Annotated in this window: 13 protein-coding genes and 1 pseudogene; 4 read left to right on the forward strand and 10 right to left on the reverse strand. The window is 61.4% G+C overall.

The window, feature by feature from the left end:
* The first annotated feature begins 170 nt into the window (after nucleotides 1–170).
* The gene (locus tag KJ554_03820) at nucleotides 171–350 is read left to right on the forward strand and encodes a hypothetical protein (GenBank protein ID MBU0741465.1); all 180 of its coding nucleotides are present in this window, start codon (nucleotides 171–173) and stop codon (nucleotides 348–350) included.
* Nucleotides 351–407: 57 nt separating this feature from the next.
* Nucleotides 408–923 carry a hypothetical protein gene (locus KJ554_03825; GenBank protein ID MBU0741466.1) on the forward strand — a complete coding sequence of 172 codons (516 nt, stop codon included), beginning with the start codon at nucleotides 408–410 and terminating at the stop codon, nucleotides 921–923.
* A 51-nt stretch (nucleotides 924–974) separates the two neighbouring features.
* Here KJ554_03825 and KJ554_03830 read toward each other — a convergent pair whose 3' ends face one another.
* The 10 genes and pseudogenes from KJ554_03830 to KJ554_03875 all read right to left on the reverse strand — a co-directional run bounded on the left by KJ554_03830 (nucleotide 975) and on the right by KJ554_03875 (nucleotide 10,753).
* On the reverse strand, nucleotides 975–2,669 hold the full coding sequence (locus tag KJ554_03830) for a long-chain fatty acid--CoA ligase (GenBank protein MBU0741467.1): 1,695 nt from the start codon (nucleotides 2,667–2,669) through the stop codon (nucleotides 975–977).
* A gap of 90 nt (nucleotides 2,670–2,759) precedes the next feature.
* Nucleotides 2,760–3,305: a hypothetical protein gene (locus KJ554_03835; GenBank protein ID MBU0741468.1), complete on the reverse strand. Its 546-nt coding sequence runs from the start codon at nucleotides 3,303–3,305 to the stop codon at nucleotides 2,760–2,762.
* 40 nt (nucleotides 3,306–3,345) lie between these two features.
* The gene (locus KJ554_03840) at nucleotides 3,346–4,083 is read right to left on the reverse strand and encodes a hypothetical protein (GenBank protein ID MBU0741469.1); all 738 of its coding nucleotides are present in this window, start codon (nucleotides 4,081–4,083) and stop codon (nucleotides 3,346–3,348) included.
* The gene (locus tag KJ554_03845) at nucleotides 4,076–4,306 is read right to left on the reverse strand and encodes a helix-turn-helix transcriptional regulator (GenBank protein ID MBU0741470.1); all 231 of its coding nucleotides are present in this window, start codon (nucleotides 4,304–4,306) and stop codon (nucleotides 4,076–4,078) included. The genes KJ554_03840 and KJ554_03845 overlap by 8 nt, the downstream gene beginning before the upstream one ends.
* Before the next feature lie 357 nt (nucleotides 4,307–4,663).
* Complete coding sequence (locus KJ554_03850; GenBank protein MBU0741471.1) at nucleotides 4,664–5,710, reverse strand: IS110 family transposase; 1,047 nt, start codon at nucleotides 5,708–5,710, stop codon at nucleotides 4,664–4,666.
* A gap of 286 nt (nucleotides 5,711–5,996) precedes the next feature.
* A pseudogene (locus KJ554_03855) lies at nucleotides 5,997–7,016 on the reverse strand (integrase core domain-containing protein).
* Nucleotides 7,017–7,099: 83 nt separating this feature from the next.
* Nucleotides 7,100–8,545, reverse strand: a complete 1,446-nt coding sequence (locus tag KJ554_03860; protein MBU0741472.1) for an SEC-C domain-containing protein — start codon at nucleotides 8,543–8,545, stop codon at nucleotides 7,100–7,102.
* A gap of 67 nt (nucleotides 8,546–8,612) precedes the next feature.
* Nucleotides 8,613–9,488: a nucleotidyl transferase AbiEii/AbiGii toxin family protein gene (locus tag KJ554_03865; GenBank protein MBU0741473.1), complete on the reverse strand. Its 876-nt coding sequence runs from the start codon at nucleotides 9,486–9,488 to the stop codon at nucleotides 8,613–8,615.
* Complete coding sequence (locus tag KJ554_03870; GenBank protein MBU0741474.1) at nucleotides 9,485–10,105, reverse strand: transcriptional regulator; 621 nt, start codon at nucleotides 10,103–10,105, stop codon at nucleotides 9,485–9,487. The genes KJ554_03865 and KJ554_03870 overlap by 4 nt, the downstream gene beginning before the upstream one ends.
* 444 nt (nucleotides 10,106–10,549) lie before the next feature.
* On the reverse strand, nucleotides 10,550–10,753 hold the full coding sequence (locus tag KJ554_03875; protein ID MBU0741475.1) for a DUF2892 domain-containing protein: 204 nt from the start codon (nucleotides 10,751–10,753) through the stop codon (nucleotides 10,550–10,552).
* 279 nt (nucleotides 10,754–11,032) lie between these two features.
* On the opposite strand from KJ554_03875, the gene KJ554_03880 reads away from it, so the two are divergent.
* Complete coding sequence (locus KJ554_03880; protein MBU0741476.1) at nucleotides 11,033–13,336, forward strand: glycosyltransferase family 4 protein; 2,304 nt, start codon at nucleotides 11,033–11,035, stop codon at nucleotides 13,334–13,336.
* On the forward strand, nucleotides 13,333–14,814 hold the full coding sequence (locus tag KJ554_03885; protein MBU0741477.1) for a glycoside hydrolase family 130 protein: 1,482 nt from the start codon (nucleotides 13,333–13,335) through the stop codon (nucleotides 14,812–14,814). The genes KJ554_03880 and KJ554_03885 overlap by 4 nt, the downstream gene beginning before the upstream one ends.
* Nucleotides 14,815–15,167: the final 353 nt, after the last annotated feature.

Raw genomic sequence — 15,167 nt, forward strand, 5'->3', positions numbered from 1 at the left:
ATGGCGTGTCCTCTCCTTTCAAAGAGATTTGAAAACGTCAATGGGGAGGATACGCCACCTCTTTTGATCAGGTCATCCACAACTTTCGGTTATAACTCTTCGAACGACTATTGGACCGACTTTCACAGCCAGCGTCTACGGCATAATCATAACGCTACGGGAGGACGAGCATGAAGAACGTGGAAATGAAGGTCGTGGGCAACATCCTGACTCTCACGGTGGACCCGACCAAGGAGTTCGGCCCGTCGTCCTCCGGTAAAACGATCATCATCGCCTCCACCGAGGGCAACGTGTCCGTCCTTGAGCGGGACGAGAAGGTTGGGTTAAACGTCTATCGCAAGAAGGCTTGATGATCTGCCCCCCGGAATGTACCCGGTCCAGGTAGGGGGAGGGGAGGTAAGCTGCACATGAATCTCCCTCTGATCATCGTCGTGGTCGCGCTGAAGTTCCTCCTGCCGATACTTTATCTGCGCTTTCCATTCGCGGCTGGGTGGGGGAACTTTGTTCTGGACTCCATGGACGGCGATCTGCTGATCCCCGCCGGTCTCGACGAGGGATTCTACCAGAACATCGACAAGGCAGCCGACTGGGTTGCGTACCTGTTCATCTTCATCTGGGGCTGGCGACAGCCGATCCGCAGGGAAATTGCCGCGACATTCGCCTTGCGTACGGTTGGACAGGTGTTGTTCTTCGCTACCCAGAACGAATTCATGCTCTTCTGTTTCCCGAACCTACTCGAGCCGCTTTTCCTGGTCTACGCGACAATCGCCCGCTTCAGCGGCTGGAACCGCGTCCAATCCATTTACCGCGCCCGTCTGATGTGGATCTGGCTCGGCATCCTCCTCTATAAGTTCCAGGACGAGTGGTTTACACATGTCGCCAATGTCGACCGCACGGATTATTTCAAGAACCTGTTGCGATGATCGATATTGACCTGTCCCCACGCAAAACCACATCCGGCCGGTGAACCGCCCTCAGTCCTCGCTCCCCATGGCCGCCAGCTCCTCGTCCCTCAGCTCGCGCCGGAGCAGCTTCATCATGGAGCTCTTGGGTAGTTCAGCTCGAAATTCGAAAACCCGGGGCACCTTGTAACGCGCCAGGTTCACCAGCAGGTACTCCCGCAGCTCGTCCTTCGTCGCTGTAGCATTGGGCTTCAACACCACGAACGACTTGATGGACTCGCCTCGTTTCGGATCGGGAATGCCGATGGTGCAGGCTTCGAGAACCGCCGGGTGGGCCATCAACTGACGGTCGATCTCATCGGGGTAGATGTTGTAACCGCTGGCGATGATCATGTCCTTCTTGCGGCCGACGATCACGCAGTAGCCGTCCTCGTCCTGGGCCGCCAGGTCGCCGGTGTACAGCCAGCCGTCGCGCAGCACCAGGTCGGTCTCATCGGGTCGGTTCCAGTAGCCCTTCATGATCTGTGGGCCCTTGAGGATCAACTCGCCTTCGTCGCCCGGGGCCATCTCGGTCTTGCCCGTTTCTGCATCGACGATCTTCATGTCCGTGCCGGGAAACGGGATGCCGATGGAGCCGATCTTGCGCACGCCCTGCATGGGATTGCCGTGGGTCACCGGCGATGATTCGGTCAGACCGAAACCCTCGACGATACGGCAGCCGGTCAGCTCTTCAAAGCGCTGCAAGACGGCGATGGGCAGCGGCGCCGAGCCGGAGAAACAGCTCTTGATACTGGACATGTCCACTTTCTCGATGCCCGGATGCTGGTTGATGGCGTTGAACATGGCCGGCACGGCGGGGAAAAGCGTCACCTTGTGCTTGCTGATGCTCTTGATCAGCGCGGGGATGTCGCGGGGATTGGGCGCCAGGACCAGGGCCGCGGCGATCTTGTGGGCCCACATCATGCAGGTCGTGAAACCGAAGATGTGGAAGAACGGCAACGCCGCCAGCAGCACCTCCTTTCCCTGGACGGTGTTGGGGAACCAGGAGACGATCTGCCGCACGTTGCTCGTGATGTTGGCGTGGGTCAGCATGGCGCCCTTTGCCACGCCCGTGGTGCCGCCGGTGTACTGAAGCATGGCCACGTCGTCGAATTGCACTTCAGCATCCGGTTTCCGGGCAGTCGTCTTGGCGATCAGGTCCGAAAAGAAATGGATGCCGTCGCCGGCGGCGACCTTGGCATAGAGAGGCGGATCGGCTTTCTTCAACTTCAGCGGCGCCAGTTGCTTCAACGGAAAGCGCAGGTACTCCGGAATCGACGCAATGATGTAGTTGCGCACCGGCAGCTTGTCGCGCCGGTTCTTCAGCAGGCGCTCGTAAAGGAAGTTCGCGGTGATCGCCGTTTCGCAGCCGGCGTCGTTCCACTGGTGCTCGATCTCACGGCCGACGTACAGGGGATTGGTCATCACCGACTGGGCGCCGAGGCGAAAGATGGCCGACACCGCGATCACGGTCTGGGGCAGGTTGGGCAGGTGCACGGCCACCTTGCTGTCTGGGCCCACGCCCAGATCCGACAGGGCGGTGGCCAAGCGGCCGACATGGTCGCGCAACTCGCGATAGGTCATGGTGCGGTTCATGAAATGGACCGCCGCTGCGTCAGGATAGCGAGCAGCCGCGTCGTCCAGAAGGTCGGGTATGGTCGTCTTCTCGATATCCAGATCGGGCGGAACATCTGCGTCGTAGGCTTTGTGCCAGATTCGTTCTTCCATGGACGACCTCCTGTGCCTTCCAGTTATTCCATCCGCACGCTGATTTGATCTCACCTGCTTGCGTGGTCGTCGCCCCGTCTCATCGTTGGCCTACTCATCCCCGAAATCGTAGGGCAGCTCGACCGGCGGCGCGGCTTTGATCTCCTCGAACATGGTCTTGAGATCTTCGGTACAGCCGAGCTTCCGGCCGATCGCGATGGAGACATCGACGGTCTCGACACCTTCAGCCTGCCAGGCGACGCCAGCAACGATGATGTCGACGCCGGCCTCCTGCGCAACCTCGGCGAGCATCTGCTCGCGCCCCGCGAGGATGTCGTCGACCGGCAGATTGCCGAAGCCCTGCATGTGCAGGCGCTCCTGGAGCCAGGGGCCGAGTTTCTCGAGTTCCTTGACACGTTCCGTGTCGCCGGCCGCAGCCGCCTCGTTGCGCTCCGTTTTCATCTCCTGGATACGGGCCTTAAAATCCGGCGAGTTGCCGTAGGCGACGGCCACGAAACGAGAATCATAGGTCCCGATGCGCGGCGCGCCCGCACCGTCGCCGGCCAGGGTGGCGCCCGGCCCCGCGGCCTGCGTTAAGATGGCTATCGATACCGTCAGCAACAGAATGACGCACTTGAGAATCACACCTGTCTTCATGATCAACCTCCGGTTCCGTGTAAGGCCCTCCGTGGCGTGTCTACGTTTCCTCGTCTCCATCTCGTATTTGTGCCGATTTAAACAGGGCTATACCGCTGGCGACGAGTGGCCCGAAGAAGAGCACGAGCACGACCGAGCGCCCCCATGCCAGCGGATCGGCCAGCATCTCGTGATAGCCGAAGAGGTAGAAGAAGTAGCCCGACGCCAGCAGCAGGATCGTGCCGAAGAGACGTGGCCAGCGCGGTCCCAGCCAGGCCGCGGCGAAGAAGGGCACCGCCAGCAGCGATTGCATGACGCTGGTCACCCAGTTCCCCTCGCCGGCCATGATGTTGAAGATGAGCCACACGGTGCCGAAGGCGTAGAGGATCCGTCGGGCCGACTTCAGCGCACCCCAGTAGGACAGCAGCGAGCTGAGCAGCCAGGTGAACCAGAGCACGGCGAAGATCGTCGTCACGAGCAGCGACGGGTAGTCGATCGGCGTCGGCGTTTCCTCGGGTCCCTCCAGCGAACGGTAGACCGCGATGAGCAGGAAGACCACCAGGCCACCGACGAGGTAGGCGTGATAGCCGGCTCGCCGTGCTGCGCGCATTTCGAATTCGTCCTTGTCCCTGAGCCAGCCTAGCTCGCGCAGGATGCCGGGCCCGAAAATGCCGACGCCCGTCAAGGCGATGAATCCCCAGTCGATCTCCGCGAGTATGAAGCCGCCCAAGACCAGCGTGCCGGCGATGACGTTCGATGGGGACCGGAACCAGGATGCGATTGCGCGTGATCTAGACATCGCTCGTCCCTTCCTCGAGTTCGAAGAGATCCTCGACGGCAACACCGAAGACCTCCGCCAGACGCAGGGCCAGGCCGACCGACGGACTGTATTTGCCCTTCTCGATGGAGAGGATTGTCTGGCGGGTGACACCGATCCGATCGGCCAGCTCCTGCTGGGTCATTTCGTCGGCCAGCAGGCGGTGGCGCCGGAGGTGACTGATGATGTCGTGAGTCGGTTTCATGGAGGGCAATGTACAATATGTTTTACACAGAGTCTAGCTTATTGTACATGACCCTGAAACGGGACAGCGAAGAGGAATTCCAACCGCATAGTCCCTGTCCCTTCCATGAGAAGGCATCCCTCTGTCAAGCGAGTTCACGATCTTTATGTGGCCCGCCTGCGCGCTATCCTTCCATCCGCACTCTTGGTGAGCCGGTCATTTGGCTCGGTGCATTTTGGGGTCCGGCGGGATCTGGTGCTGCCATCTTCTGATCTACCTCGCCATGGACAAGTCCAAGGCGGATAAAGGGACAGGCCGCAGTCACCAGGACCCGGCGGTCAGGCAAGGTCCTCATTTCATCGTGATCGCCATCATCTCCTACGCTGCCGAGACCTCATCATCGGGAGATCCATGCAGCGGATCGTACGACTCTCCGGTCTTCAACATGCTCAACATCATGACCGCCAGCTTGCGAGCCACCGCGACTCGAGCCCGCTTCTTGGCGTTCTTGCCTCCACATGAGGCGATACGTTCTCCGCTGCGTCGCAGGTCACTATCCGGCCCAAAGGGCCCCAGGATATAGTGAGAACACTGAACCAAGAGATTGCGCAGATATCTGTTTCCGGCCTTGGTGATCGGCAAGTCCGGATCACTCTGACCGGTCTGACTGCGTCGTGGGACCAGGCCCAGGTAGGCGCCGACGGCGCGGTTATGAGCGAACCGCCACGGATCTCCGATCGTCAGCACGAAGGTCAGCGCCGTGAGCGGCCCCACGCCTGAGACCTGTTGCAAAAAAGCGGCCTGGGGATACTGCTCTTGGCCGATGCTTTCGATCTGCTGACTGTAGGCTTGGATCTGGACGGTCAGGTGATCCACAGTCTGAAGGATCGGCTCCAACACTGGTCGTAGAGAGTCAGGCAGCTCGTCTCCGATCCTACTAAAATACCGGGAAGCACATTTGGGTAACCGGTGACCGGTCGGCTTGACGATCCCTCGGGCATGGTTGATCAGCAACGTTCGCGATCGCACCAAGGCATCCCGAGTCCGTATCACGGCCATGGCGGCTCGCGCTTTCTCGCCCTTGTGACAGATCGGGTACAGCAGCTGGGGGTCGAAGCGGCACAGCCGAGCCAGGAGTTCCGCATCGACCTCGTCGCTCTTCTGGTCGTTGCGATGGATCAGGCGCAGCTTGCAGGCGTTGGCAACCAGGGCTTCGTGTCCGAGGTCGTTGAGCAACTGGCCCATCCAGGGCGAGTGGGTCCCGACTTCCATAGCGATCCGCATCGGCGACTTGCCTTGGAAGTAGCTCTTGAAGGCCGTCGGCGTGGTGCGGATACGGCTCTGCTCGTTCACTTCACCGTCCTCGTCCAGTACTGCGATCTGGCAGTATCGATCCCCGATGTCGATACCGACGCAAAGTGTGATACTCTCTCCCATGGCCAACCTCCTCGATTTGGACCGCCTAGCGAGTCCGGTTAATCCTTGGGAACCAGTCTATGGTATCCCGAAGGGAGGTTGGCCTTCTCATCCCATCTTCTGTTTTTTCATCCGCCGGTAGAATCGAGCAGTCTGCACGTATGGATCCACAAGATCACGACTCCGAATAGCTCCAGCCGCGAGATGGGCAATCCCGATACCGGGAAGATGTGCAGTAGAGGGAGCTGGGCAGACTGATCCGAGTGGTTCGCTCGATCGACTCAAGGCTGAAGAACTACGCCGCCCTCCTGGTATAGCGATGGTGGAGGCCGCCGAGAATCGGCTCTACCTGGATGTCGCCCGCCGCGAGTGGCTCAGCGGGCCGATGCATCGGACAGTCCTTCTCCAGTCCCAGGTGAGTCCGACTGCGGTGATAGTAGTCCAGGTAGTCCCGGAGTACTCGCCGCAGATGCCGCTCGTTTAGGATGATCACATGATCCAGGCATTCTCGCCGGATCGATCCGATTACCCTCTCGACATACGGGTTCTGCCATGGGGAGTGGGGTGCGATCAGGACCTGTAGGATGTCCAGGGCAGTGACTCTGCGGTTGAACTCGCTGCCGTACTTCCCGTCACGATCCCTGATCAGGTACTTCCGTGTGACCTCCCAAGGGAACGCCTCGACTATCTGCTGCCCTGTCCATCTCGCCGTCGGCGCGTCGGTGACGTTAAAGTGGAGGATCTTCCGCCGGGCATTGTCCAGGACCAAGAAGACGTAGATCACCCGGAAGGTGATTGTCGGTATGGTGAAAAAGTCGATCGAGACGATGTCCTTGGCGTGGTTGGTCAGGAAAGTGCGCCAGGACTGGGAGGGGGGCCGTTTCGGCTTGACCATCTACTTGGATATCGTGGACTGGCAGATATCAAGCCCCAGCTTTAACAGCTCTTCGTGGATGCGTGGAGCGCCCCATAGGGGATTGGCCGTCGACATATGGCGGATCAGTTCCCGGACCTCAGGAGCCATTCTTGGCCTACCCGGCCATTTCGGCCGACTCTTCCACCGCCAGTAGTAGCGGAATCTCTTGCGATGCCAGCGGATGACCGTCTCGGGCTGGACGATATACAGGGACTTACGCCAATCAGGCCAGAAGCAGCTGAGGAGATCCCAGAAGGCGCGGTCACGCCATTTCAGCTGAGGCCGGTAGACATTTCGTTGCAGCACCTCGATTTGATGGCGGAGGGCAGCATTCTCGAGAAGCAGAGACTGACGAGACCGGAGGATTGAAAGCAGGGACCGGAGAATGAGTTGGAGCATAATCTGGAGTCATCGGTTCGTCGCCCTAAGTCCTTAAAAGGCGCAAGCCGCAGGTATTTCCAGTAGGGACAAGGGCCGCGATCTCACATCCCCAGCTCCCGACGCAGCGCGACGATGTCCGGCCGCATGACGCCCGGTATCTCCTCGTGCGCGGCGAATTCCAGGAGCAGCACCTCTAGGCGTTCGCGACCTGTGGGGGTCGCGGCGGCCTGTCGCGGTGTCAGGTCGCCCAGTGCGGGCAGGGGAATGTCGGGCCAGGTGCGCCAGTGCTCGGCGCTCATCTTCGACATGATGGCCTGAACCTCGGGCGTCCGTTCCAGTTCGGCGCTCTCGCGCTCCCGGTCCGACTGGGCGGTGGAGCGAGTACCGGTGGCCGCTGCGGCCATCATCTGCTCGACGGACTCGATCACGACGCCTTTCAGTCTGGCCCGTGGGTCGAGCTGGGCGGCGATCTCGTCCCGGATCGCGTCGGCCCGCGCCTGCGAGTTGACGTTCACGCTCATCTTCGCGCGCCGGATGTCGATCTGTCCCAGCAGGGTGTTCGGCCAGTCCGAGTTCTGGGCGTTACCGGCCCGCAGCCAGGGGATCTGGACGGCGATCAGCTTTCCCGTCTCGTCACGTTCGCTCTCGTCTTCGAAGGCGGCGGGATCGTCCTCGAGGGTCAGGGGCAGGAGGGCCATGAGAGCCTCCTGCGGCGAGCAATCCAGCTCGTAGTCGATGCGCGTCATCTGGAGGGGATCGCCGTCCGTGTTCTGCAGGCTGGGCATCTCCGGGTTGACGATGTCCTCGCGCAGATCGAGGTAGAGCTGGCGCAACTCGGTGTCGTACTCGCGGAGGGGCTCTGCGTTCACATCACGGTGCCGCGCTATGCGCTCGCGCAATTTTACGATCGCGTCGAAGTACCGGCTGGGAATCGCGTAGGGGGCGGCGCCGAGCATGACGGCGTCGCCGTCCAGGGCGACGACCTTCGTGAAGACGATCTCACCTGGTCGGAGCGTGGTCGAGGCCTGGCGCTCGTGCACCGTCACCTCCCGTTGTCGGAGGATGTCGCGGAGCGTGATCTTCCGCCCGGGCACCGGCGCAACTACCAGATAGAACGTGAACGGCTGGCGGCAAGCCTCCTCGATATAGCGGCGTTCATATGAATCCAGGTCTTTCCCCTTACGCTCGGCGTAATGGCGCGCCGGAGCGATCACGGGTCGTTCGTCACCCCCCTGGCGATCGTCCCGTTCGGGCTCCCAGTCGAACACCAGCCAGGGAAGGAACGACGTGTCGAACTCCGGCCACTCGTCCTGCGCAGCCGGCGGATCGGGCCAGAGCGTGTATTCCTCCCACGCCTCGTCGAGCGCGGCGGGTCCGTAGTGCCGGGTCAGATGCGGGGCCAGCTTGGCCATAAGCTCGCCTTCGGTCCGACGCATCCGCAGCCAGCCCGCCTCGACCAGCCTGGCGGACGCGTCCTTCGCAAGGCAGCATTTCTTGTATTTCTTGCCGCTGCCGCACGGGCAGAGGTCGTTGCGGCCAAGGCTCATCGGCGGTCTCTTCGGGGTCGGATGCGGCGGACAATGGACGCCAAGGTCCAACACAGCGAAGTATAGCTCATGAGTGCCGGCCCGCTGCCATGATCAGCGGCCAGAAGTGCGCGCGCAATTCCTTCACGACGTCCGCAAGGGATTCTTCTTCCGCATCGAGCCCGTTCCTCGCGATGAATGCGTCCCACATGCGGCTTTGTTGAACGTCGGCAAAATCGTCCGCCAATCCGGGCGGGACGTCGCTTGGGAAACTCGTACTCCGGCGAATGAGCGTCGCCCGCACCGCTGCGATAAGATCTTCGCGCGACAGGTCCATCGTGCGGTTCATCCGCCAAAGATCGTAGTAGTCCTTGAGTCGGGTGTTGATTGCACCGAGAGCGAGGATGGCCTCGAGTTTCTCGGCGACGACGAACTCAGGTCTATAGGTCAAGATCCTGGGGGGATCCTGATCGAGCAGGGTCGGGCACTCCAGTTCTACGGCCTGCGGCCCAGCGGCATCGCCGAACCCGATATCGATCTGCAACGAAATGCGGGCTTTGTCGAGGGTGGCGACCAGTTTGATCCGAATCCCGTCGTACAGCGAGGCTTCACGGATGGCTTCCCCACGGATGGTGTCCGGCAGGAAGTCCAGCCCATCGTCATCGACTTCCGTGCCGACGATGTCCGCGACGACGGTCTCTAGCCTGTCGATGTCCGGGGCGCCGGGGCCGAGTAAGTCCAAGTCCCTGGTCGGTCGGCCCACGTCGTGCTGCCAGGCGTGGAACAGGAAGGCGTCCTTCAGGAGAAACGTGGCTTTATGGGAGGAGCGTCCCAGTCGGTAGAGAAAACGCTCCAGGCCGTATCTCGTAAGTATGAGCTGGAAGTCGACGCTGTCCCGTTGGGCGATGTCGAGCAGCCTCTGCCGCACCGAGGCCTGCAGACGTTTCCGGCCGTCGGCCGTCATGAGAGGGCTTCCATGTAAGGCCTCATGATCGTCTTGACGCGGCAGATCTCCGCGAATCTCCAGATCTGCGCGGGCGTGGCTTGCCGTTGCGCGAGACAATCCCTGAGCGCCTCGATAGCGACATCCAGACCCACCCTGCCCCGGAACTTGAAGCAATCGGCGACGGTCTTGGCCGGATCGTAGATCCGCACGGGGACCTGTCCCAGCAGGTGGGTCGTGGTGCCGCTATGGAAGGAAGGGGCGGTCATTCTGACGACCTGCACGGCAGCGGGCGTATCGGACGGGGCAAGCTTCGATCCTTCGACGGCGAGCCAGATCGTGCGTGGCGACTGTGTCGTCAGTTCGTGGAACCGCAGCGCGGAGAGCAGGCACACGACGGTCCCAGGATACCGCTTGGCGGTGACGGCCAGTGAATCGTGTTCGGTCGGCTCGCGGTCGGGCAGGGCGTACTGGCCGCGCCCAAGCTTGACGAGCCGCCCTTTCGCCATGAGTCGCTGAAGGTAGGCGACCAAATGTCCTTTCGTGCGCAGGTCGCGTGGCCTAAGGATGCCCAGGGCTTCGACCAGTTGGAGGATTGCGGCCTCGTTGGGGCTGAGCTTTTCGGGGCCACTGCTCATCGTTTCGCCTGTGCCTGAATAGCGATCTATAGGCGGTTTCATTCGCTATAAAGACACAAAACACCGGTGATCGCAAGGGATAGATTCCTGTCCCCTCTATTCATTTATCCGCCGGGGACTGGCGAGGCCATTCTGATGCTCGCTCTCAACCCTCTCTCTCAGAAAAGTTTCGCTGAGCGTCCTACCCGGGGAGCCGGTTCTTCAGTTGAGCCCCCCGGCGTTGCCGTTGAAGGGCTTGCAGGTTCGAGATCCGGTCGTTTTTTGCTGCCTTGTCCCCACCCAAAGAATAACTGACTGTATTGCAACGAATAACCAGGTTAGAGTCCAATGCGGGTCTGGCCCGACGACCTCTGAAAAGCTCGACGTTTATCTGCCCATGAGTGGGAGATCCCAGTTAAAAACGAGCGAAGTCTCAGCCCCTGGCCCTTGGGGAGTCTGGCGGACCTAGGACTTCTTATAGGTCGAGCGCTTCAATGGCACGTAGACCGGGCAGAATCCTACCGTGCTCGTCAGCAGCAACACGATGGCCAGAATCCCCAGGATGGTCGCGGTCACCCCCGCTATCTGTCCGGCGAAAATGAGGATTCCCAGCAAGGCCGCGATTAGTACCCTGATGGTCCGATCGGCCAAACCCATGTTCTTCTTCATCCCCAACCTCCCAATGACGTGTTCTGAGCATCGCTTCTTTATTTGGTTAATGCATTTCCTTCATTATGCCGGCCATCACGGCGTTTTGCCAGATATTTGCCCGATTTTCTGATCTTGCCGTCCCAGTGCTCCGGTATATGGGAACAGACCAGCCGCGATTTTCGAGCGGCGTCACATCCGGCGCCTTTCATGAGAGCGGGACAAAATGACAGTATCTGACTACCTTGTTGCTGCATCAACGCGGCTGGGCTGCTTGGTCGATCAAGAGAGAAGGATCTATTGGGTGACAACGTTCTGCCGCGTCGTATCGCATTTCTGGGCAATTACCTGCCACGACTGTGCGGCATAGCGACCTTCACCAATGATCTATGTGAAGCAGTGGCATATGCGGCGCCCGGCTCCGACTGTTTCGCGGGGGCGGTCAACGATCGGGCGGAAGGTTACGAATACCCGTCGCGCGTCCGCTTCGAGCTGCAGGAAAAGGAGCTGGATTCCTACCGGCGGGCGGCGGATTTCCTGAATTTCTACAACACGGACGTGCTCTGTGTGCAGCATGAGTTCGGCATCTTTGGCGGACCGGCGGGAAGTCATTTGCTGGCTCTGCTGAAAGAGGTGCGGATGCCGGTGGTGACAACGCTGCACACCATCCTGCGCGAGCCGGATCCGGCGCAGCGTAAGGTGATGGAGGATCTGGTGGCTCGCAGCGACCGCCTGGTGGTGATGGTGCACATGGGTGCGGATATCCTGCGCGACACCTACGGCGTGCCGGATGAGAAGATGGACATCGTCCCGCACGGGATCCCCGATCTGCCGTTCATCGAATCGAGTTTCTACAAGGAGCAGTTAGGCGTGGCAGGGCGCCAGGTACTGTTCACTTTCGGACTGATCGGGCCGAGCAAGGGCATCGAACTTGTGATCGAGGCGCTGCCGGAGATCGTGCGTGAGCAGCCGAACGTGGTTTATCTCGTGCTGGGCGCCACGCATCCGAATCTCCTGGCGCACGAAGGCGAACGGTATCGGTTGAGTCTCGAGCGGCTCGCCGAGGAACTCGGCGTGAAGGAGCACGTCATCTTCTACAACCGCTTCGTGTCCCTGGAGGACTTGAAGGAATTCATCGGTGCGACCGACATCTACCTGACGCCGTATCTCGACGAGGCACAGACCACCTCCGGCACGCTGGCATATGTCTTCGGCGCGGGGAAGGCCGTGGTTTCCACGCCCTACTGGCACGCGCAGGAATTGCTGGCGGACGGTCGCGGCATCCTGGTCCCGTTCAGAGATCCCCGAGCGATCGCGGCAGGCGTGGGCGAGTTGCTCGCGGATCCGGAGCGGCTGGGGAAGATCAGGCAAGAGGCCTATGCGATGGGGCGAGAGATGATCTGGCCCGCCGTGGCACGGCGTTATCTCGAGTCGTTCCAGCGCGCCCGCTCCGACCGGAAGACCCGGCCGCGTGCGGCATTCGCCGGCTGGACGCTCGACAACCGGCCCTGCGATTTGCCGCCGCTGCGCCTCGATCACTTGTTTCGTATGACTGATGATACCGGCATTTTTCAGCACGCCACTTTCGATGTGCCGAACTTCCATGAAGGCTACTGCACCGACGACAACGCGCGCGCCTTCATCCTCTGCACACTGCTCGATGAGGTCGGCGGCAAGCCGCCGGCCGATCATCTGGGGAAGCTGGCCACCCGCTACCTCGCCTTCCTCGCGGCGGCCCTGGATCACGACACGGGGCGCTTCCGAAACTTCATGGGCCACGGGCGCCAGTGGCTGGAGGAGGTCGGCAGCGAAGACAGCCATGGGCGCGCACTCTGGGCCGCCGGCACGGGCGCAGGTCGCTCGCGCATCGAGGGCCACCGCCGGCTGTCGGCCAAGCTCTTCGAGTCGGGACTCCCCGCAGTGGCGTCGTTCACGTCGCCCCGTGCCTGGACGTTCGCCCTGCTCGGCATCCACGAGTATCTTCAACGTTTCTCCGGCGGTCCGGAGATCAACGAGATCCGCCGGAATTTGACCGGGAACCTCGTGAGGCTCTGGCACGAATGCGCCACGGAGAGCTGGCCGTGGTTCGAATCCAGCGTCACCTACGAGAACGCACGTCTTTGCCAGGCGCTCATCGTCAGCGGGCAAGGGTTGCCCCACACCGAGGCGCTGGAGATCGGGCTCGAATCCCTGCGTTGGCTGGCGTCGATCCAGAAGACGCAGAGCGGCTGTTTCCGGCCCATCGGCAGCGACGGCTTCTACCAGCGTGGGGGTGCGCGCGCGGACTTCGACCAGCAACCGGTCGAGGCCCAGGCCATGGTTTCCGCGTGCCACGAAGCCTTCCGCGCCACGCGTGATCCGGTGTGGTCGGACCGGGCCAAGCGCGCCTTCGAGTGGTTCCTGGGCCGCAATGATCTCGGCCTGTCCCTCTACGATTTCACCACCGGCGGCTGCAGCGACGGCCTGCATTACGACCGCGTGAGCGAGAACCAGGGCGCGGAGTCCATGCTGGCCTTCCACCTTGCTCTTGCCGAGATGAACTGCGCCGAACACCTGATCACCCGCTCGCCGCATCACGTGTCGTCGGGCAGGTCCGGGTCATGAGCCGCATTCGCCTCCGCCGTCATGAGGTGACGCTGCTGCCCGAAAGCGCGCGCGTCATCCTCCGTTCCTTCATTCCCGCGGATTCCCGTCGCATAACCACCGTCATCGGCCGCGCGCTCGCCCTGTCGGAAGAGGAAGCCGTCGACCAGCTGAACGCCGTGCGCCGGGAGTTCACGGATCGGCACCTCGACCTCGAGTCGCTCCTGCAAGCCCATTTCGAGAAGGTCCGGCGGCACGTGTTCACCCAACGTCCGCTTTCGAGCGAACGGCAACAGCTCATCGGCGCCCTGTTCTCCGGCGAATACGCGCTGGAGTCCGCCGCCATCTTCAATCCCTCGATCGTGCCGCACCCCGACCAGGACGACGCCCCACCCGGTGGCCTGCGTTTCATCATGAGCCTGCGGGCGACCGGCGAAGGGCATATCTCGTCCATCGAATTCCGGGCCGGCAGCATCTCGCCGGAGGGCAGCATAGAACTGGATCCCGTCTCCGGGTTCGTCACCATGCCGGAAATCGTTTCCGATCCCAGCTATGAGAAGAGATCCTTCGTCATCAAGCTGCAGGAGATGGGGTTAGATGACGGTTACACCACCGCCGTCGTGGCGCCGCTCGGGGAAAGCTTCACGCGCACCGATCTGAAAAGGCGCGTGAGCGCCGTCCGTCACCGGACCCAGCCCGCCACGCGCGACCTGCACCGTACGCTCGAGTGCATCCAGTGGCTGGCGGACTCCAACTACGAACTGCGCTTTTCGGACAAGCTCGCCCTGAGCGAGCGCATCATCTTCCCGGTCTCGCCCGCCGAGACCAACGGTATCGAAGATGCCCGTTTCGTCCGCTTCGTCGACGACGACGGCTCGGTCATGTATTTCGCCACCTACACCGCCTTCAACGGCCGCACCATCCTGCCGCAGCTCATCAGGACGGAGGACTTCCTCCACTTCCGCATCCTGACCCTCAACGGCAACGGGGTGCAGAACAAGGGCATGGCGCTCTTCCCGCGCCGCATCGACGGTCGCTATGCCATGCTCTCACGGCAGGATGACGAGAACCTCTTCATCATGTTCTCCGACAGTCCGCACCACTGGAACGATCCCCAGGTGATAATGCGCCCAGCGGAGATGTGGGAGTCCGTGAAGATCGGCAATTGCGGGTCCCCTCTCGAAACCGAAGCCGGTTGGCTCGTCATCACCCACGGCGTCGGCCCCATGCGCAAGTACTGCATCGGCGCCGTCCTGCTCGATCTGGAGGATCCCACCAGGATCATCGGTCGCCTTCGTCGGCCACTGCTCGGCCCCGAGGGCGATGAGCGGGAAGGCTACGTGCCCAACGTCGTCTATAGCTGCGGCTCCCTGCTCCACGGCACTGAACTCATCCTTCCCTACGCCGTCAGCGACCGGGCCTCCGTCATCGCCAGCGTGTCGCTGGATGATCTGTTGGCAGCATTGCGATCAGGTGATCCATTGCGAATGGGAGATTAACCACGCTGTTTCAAGTCACGCCATGACGCTGGCGATGCGGATACGTTTAACCTCCGTGTCGCCTATTCTTCGCTCACGCGATCAGGCGCTCTAGCTGACCGATTCTTGATGCCTGGGTCTCTGTCAGGTATGAAAGGGGAGTTCTAGTTAGATCCAACCCGGGGAGCCGGTCCACATGGGGACGATTACAAGCCTCTATCGAATGATGCCAGATTGTGGGTGTCCTTCCTGCTGTCAGAGGTGATTGATGATCTGCTCGGCCGAATAGCGTTTCCTGGGCATTGCGACCCCTTTCTGGTGGCCCAGATCACAACTCCGGGTCCGGGCTCATCCCCCCCCCCCGGGGGGGGGAG

The sequence above is a fragment of the bacterium genome, from assembly GCA_018814885.1.
Lineage (GTDB): Bacteria > Krumholzibacteriota > Krumholzibacteriia > LZORAL124-64-63 > LZORAL124-64-63 > JAHIYU01.

What these genes read in the sequence shown, in the direction of transcription:
- KJ554_03820 (MBU0741465.1), top strand. Translation starts at nt 171, where the DNA reads ATGAAGAACGTGGAAATGAAGGTCGTGGGCAACATCCTGACTCTCACG.
- KJ554_03870 (MBU0741474.1), bottom strand. Translation starts at nt 10,105, where the DNA reads ATGAGCAGTGGCCCCGAAAAGCTCAGCCCCAACGAGGCCGCAATCCTC.
- KJ554_03845 (MBU0741470.1), bottom strand. Translation starts at nt 4,306, where the DNA reads ATGAAACCGACTCACGACATCATCAGTCACCTCCGGCGCCACCGCCTG.
- KJ554_03840 (MBU0741469.1), bottom strand. Translation starts at nt 4,083, where the DNA reads ATGTCTAGATCACGCGCAATCGCATCCTGGTTCCGGTCCCCATCGAAC.
- KJ554_03835 (MBU0741468.1), bottom strand. Translation starts at nt 3,305, where the DNA reads ATGAAGACAGGTGTGATTCTCAAGTGCGTCATTCTGTTGCTGACGGTA.
- KJ554_03885 (MBU0741477.1), top strand. Translation starts at nt 13,333, where the DNA reads ATGAGCCGCATTCGCCTCCGCCGTCATGAGGTGACGCTGCTGCCCGAA.
- KJ554_03830 (MBU0741467.1), bottom strand. Translation starts at nt 2,669, where the DNA reads ATGGAAGAACGAATCTGGCACAAAGCCTACGACGCAGATGTTCCGCCC.
- KJ554_03860 (MBU0741472.1), bottom strand. Translation starts at nt 8,545, where the DNA reads ATGAGCCTTGGCCGCAACGACCTCTGCCCGTGCGGCAGCGGCAAGAAA.
- KJ554_03875 (MBU0741475.1), bottom strand. Translation starts at nt 10,753, where the DNA reads ATGAAGAAGAACATGGGTTTGGCCGATCGGACCATCAGGGTACTAATC.
- KJ554_03825 (MBU0741466.1), top strand. Translation starts at nt 408, where the DNA reads ATGAATCTCCCTCTGATCATCGTCGTGGTCGCGCTGAAGTTCCTCCTG.
- KJ554_03865 (MBU0741473.1), bottom strand. Translation starts at nt 9,488, where the DNA reads ATGACGGCCGACGGCCGGAAACGTCTGCAGGCCTCGGTGCGGCAGAGG.